Genomic DNA, 25,843 nt, shown 5'->3' with positions numbered 1-25,843 from the left:
CCCGACGGCTCCGCCCAGATACTCATCGTCGGCGCCGACAACGGCATCTACCACAAGATCCGCCACCCCAACGGCACCTGGGACGCACTCCAACCACTCACCGGCATGGGCACCCCCACCACGGCCGCCGGCAGCAACGTCAGCATCGCCGGCATGCCCGACGGCTCCGCTCAAGTCCTCATCGTCGGCGCCAACAACATCGTCCACCACCAGATCCGCAACCCCAACGGCACCTGGACCGGATTCCAACCCATCAGCGGCTACAACACGTCATCCCCCGCAGCCGGCAAGGACGTCGCCATCACCGGCATGCCCGACGGCTCCGCCCAGATACTCATCGTCGGCGCCGACAACGGCATCTACCACAAGATCCGCCACCCCAACGGCACCTGGGACGCACTCCAACCGCTCCCCGGCAGGGGCACCCCCACCACGGCCGCCGGAAATCGCGTCAGCATCGCCGGAATGCCCGAAGGCTCCGCCCAGGTGACCATCGTCGGCAGGCGTTGACGAAGCACCTCGGGAACCGCTCCGAGCGGCCCGCCGGTTGAAGGCGGGAAAGTGCCCCCTCCCCCGTCAGTGACCCGCGATCGAGATGTCGCGGGCCCGCTGCCGGGGGAGGCGCGGCCGATGAGCCGCCCCCGGCCCGCGGGCTGGCACCGGCACCCGGCCCACGATCGGAACACCCCGTGTACGTCGGGGGCCGGCGCGCCGGCCGACCCCCGACGTACACGGGCTCACGAACGCCCGACCGACCGGCCGGTCGTCGCGCCGCCCTGACAAACCGGTTCACGAACGTCGGGGTTCCCGGCAAGGATGGCCGCATGACCTGGCGAGCACCGGAGATCACCCGGACCCCCGAGCCCTACGTCGGCGACGAGCGCACCATGTTGGAGGGCTGGCTGGATTACCACCGGCAGACCCTGCTGCTCAAGTGCGCCGGGCTGACCGCGCAGCAGCTACGCACGCCGAGCGTCGAGCCCTCGGGGCTCACCCTGCTCGGCCTGGTCCGGCACCTGGCCGAGGTGGAGGCCTCCTGGTTCCGGGAGGACTTCGCCGGCGAGCGGATCGACCACCCCTACTGCACGCCGGAGAGCCCGGACGCCGACCTCGACGTCGGCACCGCCGACGCAGAGGCCGACTTCGCCACCTACCACCGGGAGATCGCGCTGGCCCGGGCCGCCACCGCCGGCCGGTCGCTCGACGAGACCTTCACCGAGGTCGGCCCGAAGCGCCGGACGTTCAACCTGCGCTGGGTCTACGTGCACCTGATCGAGGAGTACGCCCGGCACAACGGCCACGCCGACCTGATCCGCGAACGCATCGACGGCCGCACCGGCGAGTGACCTACACCGTTTCCCCCGACCGGCGCCCCTCTCCCGCCGAACCGAGCCGCCGCCCACGCCGGGCGTCCATTTCGACGTAACGACAGCAACTCACGACCCGTCCGTGACGTCTTCCGGTAGGACGGGGCGTGGCCGACCCCGTCCTACCGACCGGTACGCCTGCCTGGCGTGGCGGTGGACACGACGGGGAGCTGACGATGGTCGACGGGGAACGCCTGACGCCTTCCAGGAGAAGGACGCTGGGCATGATCGGCGCGGTGGGCGCGGCCGGTGCTGCCGCCCTGGTGGGGCTCGGATGGCGGCTCGATAGTCGCCCGGCGGCGGCGCCCGCCGACCCGCACTATCCCGGTGACCTGGTCGAGGCCGGCACGCCGGGCGTCGTCCACCGGACACCCGGCCGGTTCCCGGTCGTCCTGGAGAACAGCCGGCCGGGCGCGGCCGGCTTCCGCCTCACCGGCCACCGGTTCGGCACCGACCGGTCCGGTGAGATCGCCGGCTACGCCTCGACGACCAGCATCGAGCCCGGGGAGGAACTGGTCTTCCGGGTCTCGGTGGCACCCGCCCAGCAGTACCGTGGCGCGGTATTCCGGATCGGGCACTACGGCGGCGCGGGTGCCCGGATGGTGGCCCAGGGCCCCTGGCTGGACGGGACGACCCAGCCCGCTCCCACGGTTTCGGCGGAGACCGGCACGGTGTCGTGCGCATGGTCACCCGGATGGCGGCTGCGGATCGGCCCGGACTGGATCAGCGGGCAGTACCTCGCCCTGCTGAGCACCGCGTCCGGTCACCACCACTGGGTTCCGTTCGTGGTTCGCGGTCCGGCCCGTACCTGCGGCGCGCTGGTGGTCATCCCGACGAGCACCTACCAGGCGTACAACCAGTGGCCGTTGGACGGCCGCACCGGCGCGAGCCTCTACTACGGCCACGACGGCACGGGCCGACGCTCGCCGACGCACCGGTCCCGGGCGGTCAGCCACGACCGCCCGTACGCCGAGAGCGGCCTGCCCCACCTGGCTGCCGACGACATCGGCTTCGTGCAGTGGGCCGAGGCGCAGGGGCACGACCTCACCTACGCCACCAGCGAGGACCTGCACACGGGCCGGGTCGAGCCGGGACGTCATCAGGCAGTGATCTTCCCCGGGCACGACGAGTACTGGTCGGCGCGGATGCGAACGGCAGTCGTCACCGCTCGCAACGGCGGCACCAGCCTGGTCTTCCTCGGTGCCAACAACTGCTACTGGCGGATCCGGTACGGGGTCGACGACCACGACGAGCGGCTGGTCCGATGCGACAAGGTCGACGAGCCGCGCAACGGTGTCGTTCCGACGACCCCCATGTGGCGGAAGACCGGCAGTCCCGAGCAGCACCTGATCGGCAGCCAGTACGTCAGCGTCGTCGACGGCCGCGCGCCGCTGGTGGTACGTGCCAGCGGGCACTGGTTCTGGGCCGGGACGGGCGTACGCGACGGCGACTGCATCCCCGACGTGGTGTGGGGGGAGGCCGACCAGCGGATGCCCGGCGTGGGCGGTCCGCGAGCGGTCGAACAGGTCCAGCTCGCCGACTCGCCCTTTCACCGGAAGGGGACGGCCCAGCGGCAGCACACCCAGCTGTACCGGGCCCGCTCGGGCGCCTGGGTGTTCGCCGCCGGGTCCCTCGGGTGGACGCGGGCGCTGCACGACCCGGCCATCGCCGACCCGCGGGTGGACCGGGCCACCCGCAACCTGCTCCATCGCGTGCTCGGCGAGGTCCCGGCCGAGACGGATCAGCCGGTCAATGCCAGCGCGGCCCGCAGGTAGCGCAGATCGGCCGGGCCGCTCCAGCGCAGCGCCGACAGCCCGGCGACGCGGGCGCCCCGGATCGCCCGGTCCTCGTCGTCGACGAAGAGCACCCGGGCCGGCGGGGTCTCCAGCGCCTCGCAGGCGGCCTGGAAGTACTCCTTCGCCGGCTTGTGCACCCCGATCTTCGAGGAGTTGACCACCACGTCGAGCTCACCGACCAGGCCGAGCGCGACGAGGTCGGCGTCGAGCAGGTCGGTGGCGTTCGTGCCGAGCCCGACCCGGATACCGCCGGCCCGCGCCTCGCGGACGAAGTCGAGCACCTCGGGGTCCACCTCGCCGCGGTAGCGCTGCCACTGCTCGACGGCGGCACGGGCCCGCTCGGGGTCGCCCACGGAGTCGGTCAGCGCGTCGGAGACGCTGGTCATCCAGTCGGCGTGGCTGACCCTGCCGGTCAGCACCGGCTGGAGCCGCCCCCAATGCATGGCGATCTCGGTGAGCACGCCCTCGGACAGGCCGTACTCCCGCTCCACCCCGGCGGCCACCGCCGGGTCCCACCGCCGCAGGACGCCGTCGAAATCCACCAGGAGCGCCGTCGCCCGTTCCCGACCCACTACTCGTTCTCCTCGCCGCGGCCACGCCGCTCGTCGTCCCCGTCGGCCCGGTTGAGCCGTTGGCTGATCACCTGGGTCACCCCGTTGCGCATGGTCACGCCGTACAGGGCGTCGGCGATCTCCATCGTCCGCTTCTGGTGCGTGATGACGATCAGCTGACTCTTCTCCCGCAACTGTGCCAGCAACGTGATCAACCGGCCCAGGTTGACGTCGTCGAGGGCCGCCTCCACCTCGTCCATGATGTAGAACGGGCTGGGCCGGGCCCGGAAGATCGCCACCAGCATGGCCACCGCGGTCAGCGACCGCTCGCCGCCGGAGAGCAGGGAGAGCCGCTTGATCCTCTTACCCGGCGGGCGGGCCTCCACCTCCACGCCGGTGACGAGCAGGTCGTCGGGTTCGGTGAGGATCAGCCGACCCTCGCCGCCGGGGAAGAGCACCGTGAAGACCTGCTCGAACTCCCGGGCGGTGTCGGCGAACGCGCTGGCGAAGACCTCCAGGATCCGGTCGTCGACGTCCTTGACCACGGTGAGCAGGTCCCGGCGGGTGGCCTTGAGGTCCTCCAGTTGCTCGGTGAGGAACTTGAAGCGCTCCTCCAGCGCGGCGAACTCCTCCAGCGCGAGCGGGTTCACCTTGCCCAGCAGGGCCAGCTCCCGCTCCGCCTTGGCGGCCCGCTTCTCCTGCACCGGGCGCTCGTAGGCGACCGGGTCGGGCACCGGCAGCCCGTCCCGCTCGGCCGCCGCCACGTCCGCCTGGGTCGGCGGTACGGGCTGGTGCGGGCCATACTCGGCGACCAGGGTCTCCACGTCCAGGCCGAAGTCCTCGGCGGCCTTCGCCTCCAACTGTTCGATGCGCAGCCGCTGCTCGGCGCGGGCCACCTCGTCCCGGTGCACCTGGCTGGTCAGCCGCTCCAGCTCCGCGCCGAGGCGCTTGGCCGCGCCGCGTACCTCGGACAGCTCGGCCTCCCGGGTGGCGCGCTCGCGGGCCACGGCATCCCGGTGCTCCTCGGCCCGCGCGATCGTGGTGGCCAACCGGGCCAGCGCCTCGCGGGCGCCGCCGGCCACGGCGCGGGCGATGTCCGCGCCCCGTGCCCGGGCGGCCCGACGGGCCGCCGCGCGCTCCCGCGCGGCCCGCTCGGCGGTGGCCTGCCGGCGCAGCGAGTCGGCCCGGCCGGCGATCGAGGAAACCCGCTCCTCGGCGGTACGCACCGCGAGCCGGACCTCCATCTCGTTCTGCCGGGCCCGGGGCACCATCGCGGCGAGCTGGTCGCGCTCCTCGGTGGACGGCTCGGCGTCGAGCGGGGTGGCCTCGGCCAGCCGGAGCCGTTCCGCCAGCTCGGCCAGGGCGGTCAGGTCGCGTTCCCGGGCCGCCTCGGCACGGGACCGGGAGTCGCCGAGCCGGTCGGTCTCCGCCTTCGCCGACCGGGCGGCGGCGCCCAGTTCGGCGAGCCGACGGGCGGCGGCGTTGCGGTGGCTCTCGGCCTCCCGCCTCGCGGCGGCGGCATGCTGCACCACCTCCTTCGCGGCGGCCACCTCGGCGCGCGCCTCGCCGAGCTGGTCGCGCAGCTCGGCGGCGGCCCGCTCGGCGGCCGTCCGGTTGGTCCGGGCCTCCTCCACGGCGGCCTGCACCTCGATGAAGCTGGGTGCCTTGGCCGACCCGCCGGCCGCCGCGTACGCCCCGACCACGTCGCCGTCCCCGGTGACCGCGCGCAGCTCCGGGTTCCCGGCGACCAGCTCGGACGCGGCGGCAAGGTCGTCGACCAGCACCACGTCGCGCAGCGCCCGGTGCACGGCCGGGCGCAGCTCGGCCGAGCACTCGACCAGGTCGGGGGCCCAGCGGGCGTGCTCGGGCAGCTGCGGGCGCAGCGCGTCGGCCGACCCGGTCATGCCCGGCCCGGCGGGGCTGCCGACCAGCAGGCCGGCCCGACCGGCGTCGGCGATCTTCAGCAGCCGCATCGCCTCGACCGCCTCGTCGACGCCGCTGACGGCGACCGCGTCGGCGAGCCCGCCGAGCGCCGCGGCGAGCGCCGCGGAGTGGCCGGGGGCGATGGTGAGCAGCCCGGCCAGACTGCCGAGCAGACCGGGCACCTCGTCGGCGCGGGCGAGCAGCGCGCCTGCGCCGTCCTTGCGGCGCAGCCCGGTGGCGAGCGCCTCCTCGCGGGCCTTGTGCGTCGCGGCGTCCTTCTCGACGGCCCGCTCGGCGTCGGCGAGGGACCGGACCGCTGCCTGCGCCTTCTCCTGCACCGCGACCGCCTCGGCGTGCCGGGCGTCGAGGTCGGCGTTGTCCCGGTCGGCCTCGGTGGACTGTTCGGCCACCATGTCGAGGTCGGCCTGCGCCTGCTCGGCGCGGGCCAGGGCGTCGGCGTGCGCGGCGGCGAGCCGGTCGATCTCCTCACCGGCGCTGGTGGTGCGGGCCCGCGCCGAGTTCACCTGGCCGGTGAGCCGGGCCAGCCCCTCGCGCCGGTCGGCGATGGCCTTGGCCGCCGCGACCAGTTCCCGCTCGGCGGCGGCGAGCTGCCGTTCCAGCTCCTGCCGGTGCTCGACGGCCTCGGCGAGCCGGATCTGGTCGTCTGTGAGCGCCGCCCGCAGCTCCTCCTCCTGCTCGTGGACCCGCTCGGCCTCGGCCTCCAGCTGGTCGGGGTCGCGGCCGGGGCGCTCGTCGTCGCCGGTGGCGCTGAGGTGACGCAGCCGCTCCCGGGCGAGCTGCTCGATGGAGCGGAACCGCTCGGACAGCGCGGAGAGCTTGTACCAGGTGTCCTGGGCGGCAGCCAGCAGCGGGGCGTCCTCCGCCAGTGCCGCCTCCAGCTCACCGAGCCGGCCCTGTACCTCGACGTGCTCCGCCTCGATCTGCTCGCGCCGCTCGCGCAGGGCGCTCTCGTCGGCGATCTCCTTGTCCAGGGTGGCGCGCAGGGTGGCCAGGTCGTCGGCGAGCAGCCGCAGCCGGGCGTCGCGCAGGTTGGCCTGGATCGCGGCGGCCCGTCGGGCCATCTCGGCCTGCCGGCCCAGCGGCTTGAGCTGGCGGCGCAACTCGGCGGTGAGGTCGGTGAGCCGGTTGAGGTTGGTCTGCATCGCGTCCAGCTTCCGCAGCGCCTTCTCCTTGCGCTTGCGGTGCTTGAGGACGCCGGCCGCCTCCTCGATGAACGCCCGCCGGTCCTCCGGCTTGGCGTGCAGCATCCCGTCGAGCCGGCCCTGCCCGACGATGATGTGCATCTCCCGGCCGATGCCGGAGTCCGACAGCAACTCCTGGATGTCGAGCAGGCGGCAGGAGTCGCCGTTGATCTCGTACTCGCTCTCGCCGGAGCGGAACATCCGGCGGGTGATGGAGACCTCGGTGTACTCGATCGGCAGCGCGCCGTCGGTGTTGTCGATGGTGAGGGTGACCTCGGCCCGGCCCAGCGGCGACCGCCCGGCGGTGCCGGCGAAGATGACGTCCTCCATCTTGCCGCCGCGCAGCGCCTTGGCGCCCTGCTCGCCGAGCACCCAGGCGATGGCGTCGACGACGTTGGACTTGCCGGAGCCGTTCGGGCCCACCACGCAGGTGATCCCGGGCTCCAGCTTCAGCGTCGTCGCGGAGGCGAAGGACTTGAACCCCTTCACCGTCAGGCTCTTGAGATACACCTTCTCGATCCTCGTCCGGTGGTCGCCGACCGTCGTGGGCTGCGCGGACCCTGGTGACCCGCAGACTAACCCGGCGTCGCCGGGGGTCGCGCACGCGACCCGCCCCGGGCGTCCGTTCTCCACCGGCGCGTCGCGACCGGCGCCGGGCGTCCACGGTACGGATCGGACGGATCGCCGGACCGAAGCTTGATCAATTATTCAAGATCAGGAAATGGTGCCGGGGAATGGCCCGGACATGGCGGCGCGCCGGCACATAAGTGTCGGCGCGCGATTTTGCGTGGTGCGATTCAGTTGTCCGACAACCGAAGATCAGGTCAGCGCCGGCTCGGCCAGACGGAGCAGATCGTCCGCCTCCGCCACAGCCGCCGCGAGCCGATCATTCTCGGCACGCAGGCGCGTGATCTCGAACTCAAGTGCCTGAACCCTGGACCGCAGTCGGGTGACCTCGTCGAGCAGACGCCGATCGGGCGCTGCACCTACGTGGCCGTAGAGGGCCTTCGCCATACTGACTCCTTGATATGCGCTGCCAGAAAGACCGGCCAACGCGCGCCCACTCGTTCGCGGCTGTCATTCCCAGCGATTCTGGGCATGACCGGGCGCGACTGGCGACACCTACATATTGAGCCGACAACCGCCATTCGTCAAGTTCCCGCAGGCCGTAGATCATCTCCACGTCTGCCGGTCCACTTGTCGGGGGCTGCCACCAGGCACGGACACGCTCTGTCCGGACGCGTTAACTGTACGCCTCGGATCACCGGAAGTGGCCGTCCATGCGAGCCGGATTCGCTTAACTCTTCCTTAGCCACGTTGCCGCGGCTCGCGCCGCACCCGTAGGTTCAGCCCGGTCCGCAACCGACCCGTGGAGGCGACAGGCGTGTATGGCTCGAACGACCCGAACGATCCGGAGGGCGCCCGCCGGCGCGAGGAATTCCCGACCGGCAGGCCCGCCTGGCTGACCGACCGGCCCGAGCCGCGGTCGGCGTACCTGTTCGGGGACGAGCCGGACCAGCCGGGTGACCGTTGGGCCGCCGATCCGCACCGCGCGGATCCCACCGATCGGGCGGAGCCCACCGATCGGCCGTGGGCACGGCAGCCCACCGATCGGCCGGAGCGGCCGGGCGACCAGCCCTGGCGGGAGGAGCCCACCGGCCGGTGGCAGCCCGCGAGCGAGCCGCGGCGGCCGGAAGGCGAGCCGTGGCAGCCCGGCGCCGAGCCGTGGCACAACCAGCCGACCGAGCCGTGGCACAACCAGCCGACCGGGCAGTGGCACGACGAACCAACCGGGCAGTGGCACAACCAGCCGACCGAGCAAGGGCACGACCAGCCGACCGGGCAGGGGGACGCGGAGCGCACCCGGGTCGTGCCGGTCGTCGGGCCCAGCGCGTCGGTGGCCGGCGGGCCGCAGGCGGGACTCACGACGTACCGGGGAGGCCGGGCCGGGGACGCCCCGGCCGACGGCGAGGGGCGGCACCGGCCGGCCCGCCGGTTCCCGCGCCCGCTGCTGATCGGCGGGGCCGCCGCGGCGGCCACCCTGGTCGTCAGCCTCGGCGTCGGCGCCCTGGCCCTGCCGGGCGGGGACGACCCGCGGACCGAGCCGGCCGCCGCCGACGGCCCGGTCGCCGCCGCGCCGGCCGACCCCGATGCGACGTCCGCGCCGGCCGCCCTCCCGCCGAGCGCCTCACCCACCACCGCCCGTCCGTCGGCCGCACCGAGCCGGACCGCCAAGCCGACGCCGATGCCCAGCCGGTCCACCGCCGCGTCGCGGAGCAACCACCGCAGCACCCCGCCGACGGCGTCCCGCAGCGTCGTTGGGACGGGCGTCAGCAGCCAGGCGCGGCAGGTCGTCGACCTGGTCAACGCCGAACGGGCCAAGGCCGGCTGCGGCGCACTGAAGATCAACAGCAAGCTGACGGCCGCCGCCCAGGCGCACAGCCAGGACCAGGCCGACCACCGGAAGATGTCGCACGACGGCAGTGACGGCAGCAGCGTCGGCAAGCGGCTCGACCGGGTCGGGTACGCGTGGCGCGCGTACGGCGAGAACGTCGCCTGGAACCAGCAGACCCCGGCCGCGGTGATGAACGCCTGGATGAACAGCTCCGGGCACCGGGCCAACATCCTGAACTGCTCGTTCACGGAGATCGGCGTCGGCGTGGCCACCAGCAACGGGCCGTACTGGACGCAGGACTTCGGCACCCCGCGCTGAGGCGACGAACGTGACCCCGGCGACCCGGGCGAGTCGTCGCAGGGGTCACGTTCGTTGCACCGGGTGAGGCCCGCCGAGGCGGTACGTGGGGGCGGCGGGCCCGACCGGGCGGCCGGGGGCCGCCAGCTACCCGGGAGCTGCCGATGCGGATCCGGCTGCGCTCGCCCGGCGTGTGGCGTGGGCCGCGCCGGCTGCTGCGGTCCCTCGTCGCGGTGGCGCTGCTCACGGCGGCGTACGGCTGCCGGGCGGACCTGCTCCCGCCGGGCGCGCCCACCCCGTGGCCGGCCGACTCGGCCCGGCACTGGCGCTGGCAGTGGCAGCTCAACGGGCCGCTCGACACCACGGTCGACGCGGAGGTGTTCCTGCTCGACCCGGTGCGTACCACCGCCACCGAGACTGCGGCGCTGCGCGCCCGGGACCGCCGGCTGGTCTGTCAGGTCGCCGTCGGCTCGTACGCCGGGACGGACCCGGACGCCGACCGGTACCCGGCGGCGGCGCGCGGCGGGGCGGGCCTGCGGCCGGACACCCGCTGGGTGGACGTCCGGCGGTGGGACGTGCTGGAACCGATCCTCGCCGACCGGTTCCGGCTCTGCCGGGGGAAGGGCTTCGGCGCGGTGGCGCTGGCCGACGCCGACGGGTACGCCCACCGGCCCGGCCTCCCCCTGGACTTCGACGACCAGTTGCTGTTCAACCGGCGGGTCGCCGCGCTGGCCCGTACGCTGAGCCTCTCCCCCGGCCTGCTGGGCGACGTGCCACAGGTGGCCGCGCTGGCGCCGGACTTCGACTTCGCGGTCGACGAGGAGTGCGTCCGGCTGCGCCGGTGCGCCAAGCTGCTGCCGTTCGCCGACGCCGGGAAGCCGGTGTTCCACGTCGAGTACACCGGCGACCCCACCGAGTTCTGCGTGGCCACGGTCGGGTACGGCTTCGCCTCGATGCGCAAGGACCGCCGGCTCGACGCGTGGCGGGCACCGTGCCCGGCCGCCCCCTGACCGCCCGGGCCCATCACTCCGTTCGCGGCACATCGCGGTGTCCCGCCGGGCCGTGAGCCCGACAGGTCGCACCCGGAGCCGGTCGCGGCGTACCCCCGGGGCGGTGCAGCATCGCGAGCACGTTGCGGGCGGGGACCATGCCACCGTAGAAAGCCCCGACACGGCGACGCCGCCCCCGGCCGGCGGGAGCGGCGTCGCGGCGTGTGCCGCGTCAGCCGGTGGCGGCCGGGGTCGCGGCGTCGTCCGCCCCGCGCTGCCGGGGCACGCCGGCCTCCTCGGCGCTCAACGGCGTCGCCAGCTCCTCCAGCGACTTCCCCTCGGCCCGGACGCCGAGGACCAGCTCGACGATGCCGCCGACGATCATCACGGAGGCGCCGATGACGAAGGCGAGCACGGTGTCGCCGACCTGACCGCTGCCCACCAGCTTCGAGAACAGCAGCGGGCCGGTGATGCCGCCGACGGCGGTGCCGATCGCGTAGAAGAACGCGATCGCCATGGCCCGGGTCTCCATCGGGAAGATCTCGCTGACCGTCAGGTACGCCGCACTGGCCCCCGCGGAGGCGAAGAAGAGCACCGCACACCAGCAGGCGGTCATCGTGGTCGCGCTGAGCACCCCGTCGTGGAACAGCCACGCGGTGCCGAGCAACAGCAGGCCGGAGATGATGTACGACCCGGCGATCATCGGCACCCGGCCGACCGTGTCGAAGAGCCGGCCCAGCAGCAGCGGTCCGAGCAGGTTGCCGACCGCGATCACCGCGAAGTAGTAGCCGCTGTTGCCCGGCGGCACCTCGAAGAAGGTCTCCAGGATCTGGGCGAAGCCGAAGGTGATGGCGTTGTAGAGGAACGCCTGCCCGACGAAGAGCGAGAAGCCGAGGACGGCGCGCTTCGGGTACCGGGCGAAGAGGGTCTTCGCGATGGTCAGGAAGCCGGTGCTGCGACGCTGGCGGATCTCGAGGTAGCTGTCGGCGGCGTCGAGTTTCCGGCCGGTCTCCCGCTCCACCTCCCGCTCGACGGAGTCGACCAGCCGCTCGGCCTCCTCGCCCCGGCCGTGGATGAACAACCATCGTGGGCTCTCGGGCACGTGCCGGCGGACCAGCAGGACCACCACCCCCAGCACCGCGCCGAGGCCGAACGCCACCCGCCAGCCGACACCGGTGGGCAGGCCGTTGAGCAGCGGCACGGTCAGCAGCGCGCCCAGCGCGGCGCCCAGCCAGAAGGTGCCGTTGATGATGATGTCGATCCGGCCCCGGTGCCGGGCCGGGATCAGCTCGTCGATCGCGGAGTTGATCGCCGCGTACTCGCCGCCGATGCCCATGCCGGTCAGGAACCGGAACAGGAAGAACCACCAGGTGTCGAAGGAGAGCGCGGTCATCGCGGTGGCGACCAGGTAGACGCCCAGCGTCAGCAGGAACAGCTTCTTCCGGCCGAACCGGTCGGTGAGCCAGCCGAAGAAGAGCGCGCCGGTGCAGGCGCCGGCCACGTAGAGCGCGGCGGCCAGGCCGGTGACCTGGCTCTGGGTGATGTCCAGACCGCTGCCCGGCTCGGCCAGCTTGCCGGAGAGGTTGCCGACGATGGTGACCTCTAGGCCGTCGAGGATCCACACCGTGCCGAGGCCGATGACGATCATCCAGTGCCAGCGGGACCACGGGAGCCGGTCGAGCCGGGCCGGCACGTTGGTCCGTACCGTGCCGGTCCGCACGTCGGCGCTCATGGCCGGCTCCGCGGGGATTCGGGTTCGTCCGGGGCACCGGCGCGGTGGCCGACCGCCGGCATGCGCTGTACGTCCATGGCGGCCCAGATGCCCCGCGGACCGGGCGGCTAATCCTGCCGTCACGTCGACGGGACGCACCCCGGGCGGCGGGGCCGGTCGGGCCGCTCCGGGGTGCCCAGGGTCATCCCCGGAGCGCCCCCCGGGGCCGGGGCTGGCAGCGGGGACAGCTGTACGAGGAGCGGTTCATGAACGCCTCGCGGCGCATCGGCGTCCCACACCGTCGGCACGGCTCACCCTCCCGGCCGTACGCGTTGAGGGCGCGGTCGAAGTAGCCGCTCTCGCCGTTGACGTTGACGTACAGGGCGTCGAAGCTGGTGCCGCCCTCGGTGATCGCCTCGCTGAGGACGTCGCGGACGTGGCCGAGCAGCCGCAGCGCGGTCGGCCCGGTCAGCGCGTCGGTCGGCCGGGCGCCGTGCAGCCGGGCCCGCCACAGCGCCTCGTCGGCGTAGATGTTGCCGACCCCGGAGATCAGGGTCTGGTCGAGCAGCGCCCGCTTCACCTCGGTACGCCGGCGGCGCAGGGTGGTGACGAAGGCGTCGTCGGAGAACTCCGGGTCCATCGGGTCCCGGGCGATGTGCGCGATCTCCCCCGGCAGTTCCGCCCCGCCCTCGGAGACCGACAGCCCGCCGAACGTGCGCTGGTCGACGAAGCGCAGCTCGGGGCCGTCGTCGGCGAACCGGAACCGGACCCGCAGGTGCAGCTCGTCGGCCGCCGTGGCCGGCTGGAGCAGCAGTTGGCCGGACATGCCGAGGTGGCCGACGATGGCGTCACCGCTGTCCAGCGGCAGCCACAGGTACTTGCCGCGCCGCCGCACGTCGCGCACCGTCCGCCCGGCCAGCACGTCGGCGAAGTGCGCCGGGCCGGCCAGGTGGCGACGGACCGCCCGGGGGTGGCGCACTTCGACGGTGGCGATCCGCCGGCCGGTGACCCACTGGGCCAGGCCCTGCCGGACGGTCTCGACCTCGGGCAGCTCAGGCACGGCCCGCCTCGTCCGCCGCCCGGGCGTCCAGCGCGCTGCCGCCGGCCGGGTTCACGGCGGACCCGTTCACCCCGCCGGACGCGCTCGCCCCCACCGCCGCCGGCGTCCCGGCCTCTCCGGCCGCCGACTGTTCGGTCGCCGCCCGCTCGGCGGCGTCCCGCTCGGCCTGGGCAGTCAGCTCGGCGGCGTCCCGCTCGGCCTGGGCAGTCAGCTCGGCGGCGTCCCGCTCGGCCTGGGCAGTCAGCTCGGCGGTGTCCCGCTCGGCCTGGTCCCGCTCGGCCTGGGCGGTCAGCTCCCGCCAGGCGGACTCGGCGGCACGCTGCTCGGCTTCCTTCTTGCTGCGCCCCTCCGCCCCGCCGTAGCGGTTGCCGGCGACCACCACCCAGGCGGTGAACGTCTTGAGGTGGTCGGGGCCGGTGCCCTCGATCCGGTACTCCGGGACGCCCAGCCCCAGCGCGGCGGTCAGCTCCTGCAGGCTGGTCTTCCAGTCCAGCGCGGCGCCCCGACCGGCCGACTCGGCCATCAGCGGGTCGAACAGCCGGTGGATCACGATGGCGGCGGTGTCGAGGCCGTACTGGAGGTAGATCGCGCCGAGCAGGGCCTCCAGGGTGTCGGCGAGGATGCTCGCCTTGTCCCGGCCGCCGGTGCTCTCCTCGCCCTTGCCCAGCAGCAGGTACGCGCCCAGCCCGTCCGGGCCCAGGCCACGCGCCACGTCGGCGAGCGCGCGCATGTTCACCACGCTCGCCCGCAGCTTCGCGAGCTGCCCCTCGGGAAGATCGGGGTGGTTGTGGAAGAGCGCGGCGGTGATCACCACGCCGAGCACCGAGTCGCCGAGGAACTCCAGCCGCTCGTTGGTGGGCAGGCCGCCGTTCTCGTACGCGTACGAGCGGTGGGTCAGGGCCCGCTCCAGCAGTTCCGGGTTCAGCGAGACCCCGAAGGCGGACTCCAGGTGGCCGACGGGGGCCCGCCGCCGCTTGTCGTTGGTCATGATGCGGTTACCTCTTCGTTCGCGACCGGGCGGGCCGCGCGCGGCGGGCCCCCCGGGGCCGGCGCGGAGCACGCGGCCGGTCGGGCCGGGACGGGACGGGCGGTCACAGGCTCACCTCGGTGTCGGTGGTGCGATCGGCGTGGTCACCGGGCTGGGCGGGGGTTTGCGGAGCACGATCGAGCAGCGCGGAGACCGTTTCGGTGGCCCGCCGACGCCACAGGTGGGCGGCGAGGGCGATGCCGGAGGCGACATCGTCCTCCCGGGCCGCGCCGTGGCAGACGACCACCGTCCCGGCCACCCCCAGCAGGGCCGCCGCCCGGGGGACACCGCCGCTGGCGGGCGGCCCGCCAGCCATCGCGTACGCGCCCTCGATCGCCTTGAGCAGCACGTTTCCGGTGAAGCCGTCGGTCACCACCACGTCGGCGCGCGCGCCGGAGGCGATGTCGTACCCCTCGACGAGGCCGACGTAGCGCGCTTCGTGGTGCAGCGGCACGGCGGCGAGCATCGGATCGGCGGTGCGCCGCAGCCGGTCCCCCTTGCCGGCCTCGGTCCCCACGGACAGCAACCCGACCCGGGGCTCGGCCACCCCGTGCGCGACGGCCGCATAGGCCGCACCGAGCACGGCGTGCCGGGCCAGCGTGGCGGGGCCGGGTTCCAGGGAGCCACCGACGTCGAGCAGCACCACCGGGCCGGCGACCGCCGGCAGGGTGGCCACCAGCGCCGGCCGTCGCACGTGTGGCCAGCGGCCGAGACCCAGTGCGGCGGCGGTGACGGTGGCGCCGGTGGCGCCGGCGGAGACCACCGCGTCGGCGGTCCCGTCGCGGACGGCGGTGACCGCCGCCCGCACGGTGCTGTCGCCGCGGGCGGCGACGGGGTGGTCGGCCATGCCGACGGCGGCCCGCACCGGCCGGACCGTGATCCGGCTGCGCTGCACCGGGTCGAGGGCACCGATCAGCCTGTCGGCGACCTCGGAGGGGCCGACGAGCAGGAGGTGCAGGTCCGGGTCGGCACGCATGGCGTACAGAGCGCCGTCAACCACGACGGCGGGAGCATCGTCCCCGCCGAGGAGGTCAACGGCGATCCGCACGGTGCCCGGCTCCACCGGGACGTCGGCCGGAACGGGCCGGCCGGCGACGGCGGGAGCCGGGGCACCGGGCGATCGCCAGGATGCACGCGCCACCCGACCTGGGGTCGGGGGCGTCACTCGGCGTCCAGGTCAGACCTCGATGACCTGGCGGCCGTTGTACGTGCCGCAGACGGAGCAGGCGGTGTGCGGCAGCTTCGCCGACTTGCACTGCGGGCAGGCCACGGTCGCGACCACGGCCGCCTTCCAGTTCGCCCGGCGGGACCGGGTGTTGCTGCGCGACATCTTGCGCTTCGGGACGGCCACGGTTCTTACTCCTCTGTACGGGTCAGTTGCGACAGGCCCGCCCAACGCGGGTCGATCTGCTGGTGACTGTGGTCGGCCGGCAGATCGTCCCACTGCACCCCGCACTCGGGGCACAAGCCTGGGCAGTCCTCCCGGCAGAGCGGGTTGGTCGGCAGCGCGAGCACCACCGCGTCCCGCAGCGCCGGCTCCAGGTCGATCAGATCGTCCTGCATCCGGCCCACCTCGTCCTCGTCGGTCGTTTCGTCCGTGGTGCTGTCCTCGTACGCGTACAGCTCCTGGACGTTCACGGCCACCGAGTCGTTGATCTCGCGCAGGCACCGGCCGCACTCGCCCCTGACGAGACCGCTGACGGTCCCCGAGACGAACACGCCCTCGGACACCGACTGCAGCCTCAGGTCGAGGTCGAGGTCCGTGCCCTCCGGTACGCCGATCAACTCCCCGCCGAGGTCCGCCGGTGCCGGGACGACCCGCTTGACCGTACGCAACGCGCCAGGGCGACGCGGCAGGTCCCTCGTGTCGAGGACCAGCGGCGCCTTGGGGTTGAGTGATGAAGACGAGTGTTTGGGCATAGTCAGACTCCGGCCGGTGAGAGGCCGACAAAGCAGGTTACCTGGGCGACCGCCGGACCGTCGAACCGGGGGCGGCGCCCGACCCGCCTGTCGGCTGCTGAGGTGCCGCTCAGAAGGGTAGCGGGCGATCCGCCTCGTCCCCACCGAAGGTGCCGATCTCCCGCAGCGCGTGCATCTTGTCCCGGCCGCGCTCTATCGAGGCGAGCGCCCGGGTGAGGAACTGCTCGAAGTTCGCCAGCGCGGTGTCGACGTAGTCGTCGACCTCCTCGCGCAGCCGTTGCGCCTCGGCCCGGGCCTCGGCGATGATCCGTGCCCCCTCGTGCTCGGCCGAGACGGTGATCTCGTTCACCGACACCAGGCGGGCGTGTTCCGCCTCACCCTCGCTGATGATCCGGTCGGCCTCGCGCTTGCCGGCGTCCATGATCTTGTCCCGTTCCTCCAGCAGGACGGCGGCCCGGCGCAGGTTGGCGGGGAACTCGGCGCGCATCTCGTCGAGGACGGCGATCATCTCGCCCCGGTCGACCATGCAGTTGTTCCGCGACATCGGGACGGAGCGAGCCTGCTCCACCATGGCGATCAGTTCGTCGATGCGATCGAGCGGGTCCACCGGTACCTCACTCCTGTCGTTCGTCGGCCGACCTACATGATGCGGGCTACGGCCGGGTTCCCGCTCGACCCATCATGTCGCGCCGGGGCCACCGCTTGCCGGTCCACCCCGCCCGGCGCGCGTCGTGTCGCGCCCGACGGGGCCGATCGGGCACGCGTAGGCCCGACGAATCGCCCGCAACGGGGCGATCCGGTGCCGACGCACGAGATCCGGCGCGCGGGTCAGGGGTGCGGGGTGAGGCGGGACCGGAGGGCGTCGCGAACCAGGTCCGGGACGTGGGAGGAGATGTCGCCGCCCCACTTGGCCACGTCCTTCACCAGGCTGGAGGAGAGGAAGGAGTAGAGCGGGTTGGTCGGCATGAACAACGTCTCCACCCCGGCCAGACCGATGTTCATCTGGGCCATCTGGAGCTCGTAGTCGAAGTCGCTGACCGCCCGCAGGCCCTTGATCAGCACACTGGCCTGCTGCGCTCGACAGAAGTCGACCAGCAGGCCACGGAAGGACGCGACCCGCACGTTGTCGTACGAGGACGTCACCTCCCGAAGCATGTCGATCCGCTCCTCGACGGTGAACAGGCCGCTCTTCGACTGGTTCACCAGCACGCCGACGATCACCTCGTCGAAGAGTCGGGCGGCCCGCCCGATGATGTCGAGGTGTCCATTGGTGACCGGGTCGAACGAGCCGGGACACACCGCACGTCTCATGAGCGGCGACCGTACCAAAGGGTGGTCTCGCCGTATCGACGGCTGCGCTCCCCGGTGACGCCCTGCACCCAGGCGACCGGGCCGGTCCGGCTGGACCGTTCCACCACCACCAGGGCGTCCGCCGCCAGCCAGTCGCCGTCGACCAGCGCGGCCAGCAGCTCGGTGACCTCGGCGTCGGACACGGCGTACGGCGGGTCGGCGAACACCACGTCGTACGGCCCGCCGTCCGGCCCGGCCGCCAGCACCGTGGCGACCCGGCCGGTGACCAGCCGGGCGGCCGGGGCGGCCCGCAGCGCGGCGATGTTCTCCCGGACCACGCGGGCGGCCCGGGGATCGGACTCGACCAGCAGCACGTGTGCCGCGCCCCGGGACAGCGCCTCCAGCCCGACCGCGCCGGACCCGGCGTACAGGTCGGCGAAGCGCGCACCGGCCAGGTCGACGTCGGCCTGCACCGCGCTGAACAGGGCCTCCCGCACCCGGTCGGAGGTGGGTCGGGTGCCGGCGCCGGGCGGCGCGGCGATCCGCCGGCCGCCGAGCGTCCCGGCCACGATCCGGGTCACCGCCTGCTCCTGCTCATGCCCCGACGCTACGCGACTTGCGGCGCGCCCCGGCACGTGCCGGGGGCGTCGCGCCGCGATCACCCGGCGTGCATCAATGATCTCAAATCAATAACATCACTTCCGGAGGTTTCCGTGCGCTGTGCCGGCCGCCCCGTTCTCGCTAGGGTCTGCCGGGTGCCGGCCGCGTCCCGCCGGCCCACCGGCGCCGGGAGGCGTCGTCGCGGGCGCGCCGCACCCGGCCGCGACCGCTGACCCCCGCTACCCCGCGCCGCACCCCTGATGCTTTCTTCACCCCGGGAGTACGCGTGATCCGTCCCAAGCTGTCGCCACGACGGCCGATCGTCGTGGCCGCCGCCGCCCTGGCCGGCCTCGCCACAGCGTTCGCGGCGTCGTCGCCGGCGCTGGCCACCAGCCCGTCCCCGACGCCGTCGGCCACCCCGGCCTCGCCCGCGCCGACGCCGTCCGCGAGCACGTCGCCGGCCTCGCCCGCCCCCGAGGGGCCGACCTGCGTCAGCGCGGCCGACGCGCGGTACACGCACACCTTCCGCGGCAAGCGCGGCGAGGCCAGCATCACGCTGGTCAACGGCCCGCTCTGCGAGGGCGAGGAGCAGTCCTTCGCGCTGGTCTCCTACGTCGCCCCGTCGACGAAGGTCGAGTTCCCGCAGTACGTGCTGAGCAAGTCGGTGGACAAGTTCACCTCCGTCGCCAAGGGCGAGGTGGGCACCCGGTCCACGCTGAAGTTCAAGGTCGAGGTCCCCACCTGCTACACCCAGGTCGACTTCGTCTTCGGCGACAAGATCATTGACCCGCTGACGGAGAGCGACCTCTACCGCAACCGCAAGGTCGGCAGCCCCAAGGGCATCGGCTCCCAGTCCAAGGGCCCGCAGGCCTGGTACAACGGCGGCAGCGGCACCTGTGAGGCCGCCCCCGAGGTGATCGTCGAGTCCGACTGCACCGGCAAGGTCACGTTCAACCTGATCAACCGCGACGGCAACGCCGCGGCGAACTTCGTGATCACCACCGACAAGGGCTTCAGCAAGGCCGTCACGGTCGCCCTGCGCAGCATCGAGAAGGTCGAGCTGGACGCCGCCGCGGTGGACGGCCAGATCACCGTCACCGCGAACGAGAAGAGCCTCTGGACCGGCACCCGGAAGGCCCCGGCGGAGTGCCAGGAGCCCGAGGTCGGCGAGCCGGAGACCTCCTACGAGTCCACCTGCGACGAGCTGTTCCTGCTGGTCCAGAACCCGAAGGACGGCGTCAGCCTGACCGTGACCTTCACCCCGAGCACCGGCAAGCCGCAGACCGTCACCATCGAGCCGGGCACCAACAAGTCCGTGCGCTTCCCGGCCTCCAAGGGTCTGAACGTCGTCATCACCGGCGACCTGGAGTCCGCCGAGCCGATCGAGTGGACCGCCCCGATCTCCGGCTGCGACGGTGGCGGCACCGGTGGCGGCGACCAGGACGGTGGCCTGCCGGTGACCGGCGCGGCGGCCGGCGGCATCGCCGCGGGCGCGGTGGCCCTGCTGGCGGCCGGCGCGGTGCTCTTCGTGGTCGCCCGGCGTCGGCGGATCCGCTTCACCTCCTGACCCACCGACCCACCCTGACCCGCTGACCTGACCGGGTTCCCCCGAACCGCACGAACCGAGGGCGCGTCGACCACCCGGCCGACGCGCCCTCGCCCCATCCGGGCCGTCCCCCGCCCCCGCAGAGTCGCGCTCTTTCACGGAATTAGTGGCGTCGTGCTCGCCGGAGGCCACTAATTCCGTGAAAGAGCGCCTGCGTGGGACGCGGCGGGTGGGAGTGGTCAGTTGGGGGTGAGGAGGTGGTCGATCAGGGTTGGGGCGACCGGGTCCTCGTCGTCGTTGGTCAGCACGACCAGCCGGCGGTCGGAGTCCGGTAGCCAGGCGACGAACGCCTTGAAGCCGAGGTTGTGCCCGGAGTGGCCGACCGACCGCTCCCCCGCCAGCGGGCCGACGAAGCAGCCGTACCCGTACGCCTGCGACCCGAAGCTGGCCTGCGCGTACGCGGTGATCATCCGCGCGACCGAGGCGGGGGTGAGCAGTCGGGCGTCCCGCAGCCCGTCGAGCCAGGCCAGCAAGTCGTCGGCGGTGCACCAGACGTCACCTGCGCCCATGCTCACCGTGTCCAGGTCCCAGGAGGGCACCGGACGGCCGCCGGAGTGGCCCGTCGCCACGTCGGCGCGTCCCGCGCCGGAGCCGGCGAAGCTGCCGGTCATGCCCAGCGGCGCGAAAACCTCCTCCGCCAGGAAGTCCCGGTACGGCCGGTCGGCGGCCCGCTCGACGGCGCGGGCGAGCAGGACGTAACCCGGGCTGCTGTAGTGCCAGCCCGCACCGGGGGCGAACAGCGGCGGGAGCGCGCGGAACCTGGCCAGCAGCTCGTCGGGGTCGATCGCGCCGGCCAGGTCGAGCAGCGGGTACTCCTCCCAGTGCCCGAGGCCCGAGGTGTGGGTGAGCAGGTGGTGCAGGGTGATGGGCCGCCAGGCCGGCGGGCAGTTCGGCACCCACCGGTCGACGGGATCGTGCACGTCGAGCCTTCCCCGCTCGGCGAGGAGCAGGACAGCCGCGGCGGCCATGTTCTTGCTGATCGAGGCGATCTGGAACCGGGTCCGGCCGGAGCAGGGCTGACCGGTGGCGTCGTCGGCGAGGCCGGTGGCCTGCTCTACGGAGCGCCGGTCGCCCTGGGCCAGCAGCGCCATGCCACGAAGGAGAGATGGGGTCGACATCGACCGAGCCTAGGCGCGGACGCGCCTCCGGTGGGGCCGCCGACGACCCTAACGGCGGGCGAAGCCGCCCCTCCCGGTGTGCCGCCCAGCGCTCCGCCCGACGAGGGGGCCACCCGACCTCGACGCCGACGGCCCGACCGAGGTGTGCACCGTGCTCCACCCGGAGTCGATCACCCCGCCCGGGGCGGGATCAGCCCTTCTCCAGGTACTCCGCTCGTTCCTCGTCGACCAGGGCGGCCACCGAGGCGGCCAGCGCCGGGTGGCTTTCCAGCTCCGGGTCCTCCTCGACCAGGGCGATCGCCTCGGCCCGGGCGTCCCGGATCAGGTCGGCGTCGCGCAGCAGCGACAGCAGCCGTAGGTGCGAACGCCGGCCGGACTGGGTGGCCCCGAGCACGTCGCCCTCGCGGCGCTGCTCCAGGTCCAGCTCGGCGAGCTTGAAACCGTCCGTGGTGGACGCCACCGCGTCGAGGCGCTCCCGGGCCGAGGAGCCCTCGGCGGCCTCGCTGACCAGCAGGCAGAGCCCGGCCGCCGAACCCCGGCCCACCCGGCCGCGAAGCTGGTGCAGCTGGGAGACGCCGAACCGGTCGGCGTCCAGCACGATCATCACGGTGGCGTTGGGCACGTCGACGCCGACCTCGACGACCGTGGTGGCGACCAGCACGTCCAGATCGCCGGCGGCGAAGGAGCGCATCACGGCGTCCTTCTCGTCGGCGGGCAGCTTCCCGTGCAGGACGCCGATCCGCAGCCCGTGCAACGGCCCCTCGGCGAGCAGCGGGGCGACCTCGGTCACCGCGAGCGGGGGCCGTCGACCGGTGTCGTCCTCCCGGGGCGGCTCCTCCTCCGACGCCGGCCCCTCTCCGATCCGGGGGCACACCACGTACGCCTGGTGGCCGGCGGCGGCCTCCTCGCGGAGCCGGCGCCAGGCCCGGTCCAGGAAGGCCGGCTTCTCAGCGGCGGGCACCACGTGCGAGGCGATCGGCGAGCGCCCCTGCGGGAGCTGGGACAGGGTGGACGTCTCGAGGTCGCCGTAGACGGTCATCGCCACCGTGCGCGGGATCGGGGTGGCCGTCATCACCAGCACGTGCGGCGGCTGGTCAGCCTTGGAGCGCAACGCGTCGCGCTGCTCCACGCCGAACCGGTGCTGCTCGTCGACCACCACGAGGCCCAGGTCGGCGAAGTCCACCCCCTCGTACAGCAGGGCGTGGGTGCCCAGCACGATCCCGGCCCGCCCGCCGGCCACCTCGGCGAGGGCCTGCCGGCGGGCTGCCGCACCGAGCGAGCCGGTGACCAGCTCGACCCGGGTGGCGTCGTCGGCGGCGCCCAGCTCACCGGCCCGGGCGAGCGGGCCGAGCAGGTCGAGCATCCCCCGGTGGTGCTGGGCGGCGAGGACCTCGGTCGGGGCGAGCAGCGCGGCCTGCCCGCCGGCGTCGACCACCTGGAGCATCGCCCGCAGCGCCACCACCGTCTTGCCGGAGCCGACCTCGCCCTGGAGCAGCCGGTGCATCGGGTGCGGGACGGTCAGGTCGGCGGCGATCTCCGCGCCGACCGTCCGCTGGCCGGGGGTCAGCTCGTACGGCAGCCGGGCGTCGAACGCGTCGAGCAGCCCACCGGCGCGCGGCGGCCGGGCCTTCGCCGGCCAGGCGGCGGCCCGGAGCTTGCGCTGCACGAGGGTGAGCTGCACGGCGAACGCCTCGTCCCACTTGAGCCGGCGGCGGGCCCGGTACAGGTTCTCCTTGCTGGACGGCCGGTGGATCTCGCGCAGCGCGGTGCCGATCCCGACCAGTTTGCGGTCGGCCCGGACGGTGGCGGGCTGCGGGTCCTCCGGCGGGGTGAAGGTGTCCAGCACCACCCGCACGCAGCGGGCGATCACCCAGGTCGGCACCGCCGCCGCAGCCGGATACACCGGGATCAGCGCACCGGCGAACTCCTCGACCTCCTCGCCGACCGCGGCCTCGCCGTCGTCACCGTCGCCGAGCATGACGTACTCCGGGCCGTTGAGCTGCCGCTTGCTCCGGAACTCGGTGACCTTGCCGGCGAACAGGCCCCACCGGCCGGGGCGCAGCTCCCGCTCCCGCCACGCCTGGTTGCCGAAGAAGGTCAGGGTGAGCACGCCGCCGGAGTCGTCCCCGACGGTCACCTCCAGCAGGTTGCCCCGGCGCTGGCGCATCGGCCGCACGGCGGTTCTCTGCACCTGGGCCAGCACGGTGACCTGCTCGCCGACGTCCAGCGAGCGGATGTCGGTGTGCTCGCCGCGCTCGTCGTACCGGCGGGGGAAGTGGTAGACCAGGTCACCGGCGGTGTGCAGGTCGAGGTGCGCGGCCAGGGCCTTGGCCGTCTTGTCCCCGACCAGCTTCTTCAGCGGCGTGTCGACCGTGGCCGGCTCGGACGTCGTCATTCGACCCCCACCAGGAGTGGATAGTGCGGTTGGCCGCCCGGGTACGCCTGGACCTCCACGAACGGCCAGCGCCGGGCGACGTGCTCTCGGACGGCCTCGGCCAGCCCGTCGGGGGCGCCCGCGCCGGAGAGCAGGGTGACCAGCTCGCCGCCGCCGCCGAGCATCCGGTCGACCACGGCGGCGCAGGTGTCGGCCAGGTCGACGCCGATCAGGTGCACTTCCCCCTCGACCAGGGCGAGCACGTCGCCGGGGCGGCACGGGCCGGCGACGGTCAGCGCCTCCCGGCTGGCCCAGCAGACCTCGGCGTACCGGCACGCGCCCGCGGCCTCGGCCATCGCGATCACGTCGTCGGCGAAGCGGCGCTCCGGGTCGCGCACGGCGAGGGCTGCCAGCGCCTGCACCGGCGACCGGGTCGGCACCACGCTGACCTTCACCCCGAGCGCGTGCGCCTCTCGCGCGGCGGCGCTCGCCACGGCCTGGGTGTTCGGGTCGTTGGGCAGCACCACCACCCGGGCCGCCGCCGTGGCCCGGATGGCGTCGAGCAGCTCACCGATGGACGGGTTGCCCGGCACCACCGTCGCCCCCTCGCCCTCGAACAGTTCCGCCATGCCGACGCCGGAGGCGACCACCACGGCCGCCCGGCCGTGGTGGGCCGGGGTCGGCGTGGCCACCTGGTCCGCGAAGCGGGTCACCGAGATCCGGTACGGCCGGCCGGCCTCCACCCCCGCCTCCACGGCCGCGCCCACGTCGTTGACGTGCACGTGCACGTTCCAGGTGGTCGACGCCGCATCGGTGGCCCCGTCGCCGACCACCACCAGCGAGTCGCCGAGCCCGGCCAGGGTCTCCCGCAGCCGGGTGACCCCCTCGGGCCCGGCGTCGAGCAGGAACTGCACCTCGTACGCGTACTCCGCCGAGCCGGTCTCCCGGGCGGCGGTGGCCGGCGGGCGGGCCTCGCGCGGGGCGAACGCCGGCCGGGCCGGGCTCTCCCCTGTGATCACCTCGACCAGCGCGTCGAGCAGCAGGCACAGCCCCCGACCACCGGCGTCGACCACGCCGGCGCGGGCCAGGGCTGGCAACTGCTCGGGGGTGCGCGCCAGGGCCCGGGCCGCCGCTCCAGCCGCCTCCCGGGCGACGATGCGCAGGTCGTCGCTGTCCGCCGACTCGGCCGCCCCGGCCGCCGCCGCGACCACGCTGAGCAGGGTGCCCTCGACCGGGCGGGCGACAGCGGCGTACGCCGCCGCGGTGGCGTCGCGCAGCGCGGCGGCCAGCTGGCGGCCCCGCACCGCCGGCACGGTGGCCAGGGCGTCGGCGAAGCCGCGCAGGATCTGCGACAGGATCACCCCGGAGTTGCCCCTGGCGCCGAGCAGCGCGCCGCGCGCCATCAGCCGCAGCGCGTGCCCGTGCGGGGTGGACCCGCCGTCGCCGACGGTGGCCAGGTCCATCGCCAGGGCCTGCTGGGCCGAGGTGAGGGTGAGCACGAGGTTGGTGCCGGTGTCGCCGTCGGGCACCGGGTAGACGTTGAGGTCGTCGATCTCCCCCTGGTGCCGGCGGAGCGCGGCCAACCCGCCCGCGCACCAGCGGCGCACCGCGGCGGCGTCGAGGGTGTCCAGCACGGCGAGAAGCCTACTGGCGCGCACCGACACGCGCCCGGGCCGGCACCGACACGCGCCCGGGCCGACCGTCCCGTTCCGGCGTGTCCGCCCGACAGGGGCCGGTTGGCCAGGCACGGGGGCATCGGGTAACCTGGCCAGGTTGCCCGGGCAGCGCTTGGCGGCGACCTCATGAACGTTTCAAAACACCCAGGAGTATCCCGTGGCTAGCGTGTGCGACGTCTGTGGCAAGGGACCGGGCTTCGGCCACAACGTGTCCCACTCGCACCGGCGGACCAACCGCCGCTGGAACCCGAACATCCAGTCGGTGCGCACTCCGGCCGGTGGCGGTAACACCAAGAAGTTGCAGGTCTGCACCTCCTGCATCAAGGCCGGCAAGGTCACCCGCGCCTGACGCGGTAGCGCCGACCCACCTTTCGCCGAAAAGCCGGCGGGCCCCGAGGGCCCGCCGGCTTTTCGTGTCCGCCCTCGGGGCGGGGCACGGCGAGGATGGGGGCCTCAGAGGGTACGGCCGAAGGAGAGGCAGCCCGGGGCGTCCTGGTAGTACCCGAAGTTCGGGATGTGCTCGTACCCGGCCGAGGTGTACATGGCGATCGCCTCGGGCTGCTTGTCCCCGCACTCCAGGATGAGCCGCTTGCGCCCGTGCTCACGCGCCGACCGCTCGACGGCCACGAGCACCGCCCGCGCCACGCCTCGGCCGCGCGCCACGGGGCTGGTGTACATCCGCTTCAGCTCCGCGGTGTCCCCGGTGTCGCCGTGGCTGCGCCAGCCGCCGCACCCCACCGGCTCCCCGGCCAGGTACGCGACCAGGAACGCCCCGCCCGGCGGCTCGAACTCGACGGCGTCGACCGGGGTGTCGTCCCCGCTGCCTCCGTACCGCTGACCCAGGTCCGCCAGGGCGGCCCGGACGAGCCGCTGCGACTCCGGCGAGTCGAAGCGGGTCGCGCGGATCTCAATCTCACTCACCGGTGAAGGGTACGTCGCTG

Annotated in this window: 22 protein-coding genes and 1 pseudogene; 7 read left to right on the top strand and 16 right to left on the bottom strand. The window is 73.8% G+C overall.

Annotated elements, in window-relative coordinates; all coding sequences use genetic code 11:
• From ACH4T9_RS04780 to ACH4T9_RS04770, 3 genes are all read left to right on the top strand, one after another.
• On the top strand, positions 1–510 hold a 510-nt coding region (locus ACH4T9_RS04780; protein ID WP_396669805.1), incomplete at its 5' end, for a hypothetical protein.
• 314 nt (positions 511–824) lie between these two features.
• Positions 825–1,346, top strand: coding sequence for a DinB family protein (locus tag ACH4T9_RS04775; RefSeq protein WP_396669804.1), 522 nt, complete (start codon positions 825–827; stop codon positions 1,344–1,346).
• A 128-nt stretch (positions 1,347–1,474) separates the two neighbouring features.
• On the top strand, positions 1,475–3,142 hold the full coding sequence (locus ACH4T9_RS04770) for a N,N-dimethylformamidase beta subunit family domain-containing protein (protein ID WP_396669803.1): 1,668 nt from the start codon (positions 1,475–1,477) through the stop codon (positions 3,140–3,142).
• On the opposite strand, the gene ACH4T9_RS04765 is transcribed toward ACH4T9_RS04770, so the two are convergent.
• The 3 genes from ACH4T9_RS04765 to ACH4T9_RS04755 all read right to left on the bottom strand — a co-directional run bounded on the left by ACH4T9_RS04765 (position 3,109) and on the right by ACH4T9_RS04755 (position 7,853).
• Positions 3,109–3,735: an HAD family hydrolase gene (locus ACH4T9_RS04765; RefSeq protein ID WP_396669802.1), complete on the bottom strand. Its 627-nt coding sequence runs from the start codon at positions 3,733–3,735 to the stop codon at positions 3,109–3,111. The two genes, ACH4T9_RS04770 and ACH4T9_RS04765, sit on opposite strands and share 34 nt — an antisense overlap.
• Positions 3,735–7,349, bottom strand: coding sequence for a chromosome segregation protein SMC (gene smc / locus ACH4T9_RS04760; protein WP_396669801.1), 3,615 nt, complete (start codon positions 7,347–7,349; stop codon positions 3,735–3,737). The genes ACH4T9_RS04765 and smc overlap by 1 nt, the downstream gene beginning before the upstream one ends.
• Positions 7,350–7,658: 309 nt before the next feature.
• Complete coding sequence (locus ACH4T9_RS04755; RefSeq protein ID WP_396669800.1) at positions 7,659–7,853, bottom strand: hypothetical protein; 195 nt, start codon at positions 7,851–7,853, stop codon at positions 7,659–7,661.
• Between the two features lie 370 nt (positions 7,854–8,223).
• Between ACH4T9_RS04755 and ACH4T9_RS04750 the strand changes: the two genes are divergently transcribed.
• Together ACH4T9_RS04750 and ACH4T9_RS04745 are read left to right on the top strand one after the other, a co-directional pair.
• On the top strand, positions 8,224–9,552 hold the full coding sequence (locus tag ACH4T9_RS04750) for a CAP domain-containing protein (protein WP_396669799.1): 1,329 nt from the start codon (positions 8,224–8,226) through the stop codon (positions 9,550–9,552).
• 143 nt (positions 9,553–9,695) lie between these two features.
• A complete protein-coding gene (locus ACH4T9_RS04745; protein WP_396669798.1) occupies positions 9,696–10,541 on the top strand; it encodes an endo alpha-1,4 polygalactosaminidase in 846 nt (281 codons plus the stop codon).
• A 211-nt stretch (positions 10,542–10,752) separates the two neighbouring features.
• Here ACH4T9_RS04745 and ACH4T9_RS04740 read toward each other — a convergent pair whose 3' ends face one another.
• The 9 genes and pseudogenes from ACH4T9_RS04740 to rsmD form a co-directional block, all read right to left on the bottom strand.
• The gene (locus ACH4T9_RS04740; protein ID WP_396669797.1) at positions 10,753–12,252 is read right to left on the bottom strand and encodes an MFS transporter; all 1,500 of its coding nucleotides are present in this window, start codon (positions 12,250–12,252) and stop codon (positions 10,753–10,755) included.
• A 181-nt stretch (positions 12,253–12,433) separates the two neighbouring features.
• On the bottom strand, positions 12,434–13,291 hold the full coding sequence (gene mutM, locus ACH4T9_RS04735; RefSeq protein ID WP_396669796.1) for a bifunctional DNA-formamidopyrimidine glycosylase/DNA-(apurinic or apyrimidinic site) lyase: 858 nt from the start codon (positions 13,289–13,291) through the stop codon (positions 12,434–12,436).
• A gap of 262 nt (positions 13,292–13,553) precedes the next feature.
• Positions 13,554–14,279: pseudogene (gene rnc, locus ACH4T9_RS04730) on the bottom strand (ribonuclease III); the annotation flags it as partial.
• 103 nt (positions 14,280–14,382) lie between these two features.
• Positions 14,383–15,381 carry a phosphate acyltransferase PlsX gene (locus ACH4T9_RS04725; RefSeq protein ID WP_396669908.1) on the bottom strand — a complete coding sequence of 333 codons (999 nt, stop codon included), beginning with the start codon at positions 15,379–15,381 and terminating at the stop codon, positions 14,383–14,385.
• Positions 15,382–15,495: 114 nt separating this feature from the next.
• Complete coding sequence (rpmF, locus tag ACH4T9_RS04720) at positions 15,496–15,669, bottom strand: 50S ribosomal protein L32 (protein ID WP_161687848.1); 174 nt, start codon at positions 15,667–15,669, stop codon at positions 15,496–15,498.
• A 5-nt stretch (positions 15,670–15,674) separates the two neighbouring features.
• Positions 15,675–16,238, bottom strand: a complete 564-nt coding sequence (locus tag ACH4T9_RS04715) for a YceD family protein (protein ID WP_350888493.1) — start codon at positions 16,236–16,238, stop codon at positions 15,675–15,677.
• A gap of 109 nt (positions 16,239–16,347) precedes the next feature.
• Positions 16,348–16,845 (bottom strand): hypothetical protein, encoded by a 498-nt coding sequence (locus tag ACH4T9_RS04710; RefSeq protein WP_396669795.1) that lies wholly within the window; start codon positions 16,843–16,845, stop codon positions 16,348–16,350.
• Positions 16,846–17,066: 221 nt separating this feature from the next.
• Positions 17,067–17,549: a pantetheine-phosphate adenylyltransferase gene (coaD, locus tag ACH4T9_RS04705; protein ID WP_387016554.1), complete on the bottom strand. Its 483-nt coding sequence runs from the start codon at positions 17,547–17,549 to the stop codon at positions 17,067–17,069.
• On the bottom strand, positions 17,546–18,109 hold the full coding sequence (rsmD, locus tag ACH4T9_RS04700; protein WP_396669794.1) for a 16S rRNA (guanine(966)-N(2))-methyltransferase RsmD: 564 nt from the start codon (positions 18,107–18,109) through the stop codon (positions 17,546–17,548). Before rsmD ends, coaD begins: the two co-directional genes overlap by 4 nt.
• A 305-nt stretch (positions 18,110–18,414) precedes the next feature.
• On the opposite strand from rsmD, the gene ACH4T9_RS04695 reads away from it, so the two are divergent.
• Entirely contained in the window at positions 18,415–19,695 is a 1,281-nt protein-coding gene (locus ACH4T9_RS04695) for a cell wall anchor protein (RefSeq protein WP_396669793.1), read from the top strand.
• 218 nt (positions 19,696–19,913) lie between these two features.
• Here the strand turns inward: ACH4T9_RS04695 and ACH4T9_RS04690 are convergent, their stop codons facing one another.
• The 3 genes from ACH4T9_RS04690 to ACH4T9_RS04680 all read right to left on the bottom strand — a co-directional run bounded on the left by ACH4T9_RS04690 (position 19,914) and on the right by ACH4T9_RS04680 (position 24,860).
• On the bottom strand, positions 19,914–20,852 hold the full coding sequence (locus ACH4T9_RS04690) for a serine hydrolase domain-containing protein (RefSeq protein ID WP_396669792.1): 939 nt from the start codon (positions 20,850–20,852) through the stop codon (positions 19,914–19,916).
• A gap of 190 nt (positions 20,853–21,042) precedes the next feature.
• A complete protein-coding gene (recG, locus tag ACH4T9_RS04685; RefSeq protein ID WP_396669791.1) occupies positions 21,043–23,247 on the bottom strand; it encodes an ATP-dependent DNA helicase RecG in 2,205 nt (734 codons plus the stop codon).
• Positions 23,244–24,860 carry a DAK2 domain-containing protein gene (locus ACH4T9_RS04680; RefSeq protein WP_396669790.1) on the bottom strand — a complete coding sequence of 539 codons (1,617 nt, stop codon included), beginning with the start codon at positions 24,858–24,860 and terminating at the stop codon, positions 23,244–23,246. Before ACH4T9_RS04680 ends, recG begins: the two co-directional genes overlap by 4 nt.
• 199 nt (positions 24,861–25,059) lie before the next feature.
• Between ACH4T9_RS04680 and rpmB the strand changes: the two genes are divergently transcribed.
• A complete protein-coding gene (gene rpmB, locus ACH4T9_RS04675) occupies positions 25,060–25,251 on the top strand; it encodes a 50S ribosomal protein L28 (RefSeq protein ID WP_007456456.1) in 192 nt (63 codons plus the stop codon).
• A 104-nt stretch (positions 25,252–25,355) separates the two neighbouring features.
• On the opposite strand, the gene ACH4T9_RS04670 is transcribed toward rpmB, so the two are convergent.
• Positions 25,356–25,823, bottom strand: coding sequence for a GNAT family N-acetyltransferase (locus tag ACH4T9_RS04670; protein ID WP_396669789.1), 468 nt, complete (start codon positions 25,821–25,823; stop codon positions 25,356–25,358).
• Between the last annotated feature and the right edge of the window lie 20 nt (positions 25,824–25,843).

This window comes from Micromonospora sp. NPDC020750 (assembly GCF_044334565.1).
Lineage (GTDB): Bacteria > Actinomycetota > Actinomycetes > Mycobacteriales > Micromonosporaceae > Micromonospora.
This window is presented reverse-complemented; position numbering and strand designations above follow the sequence as displayed.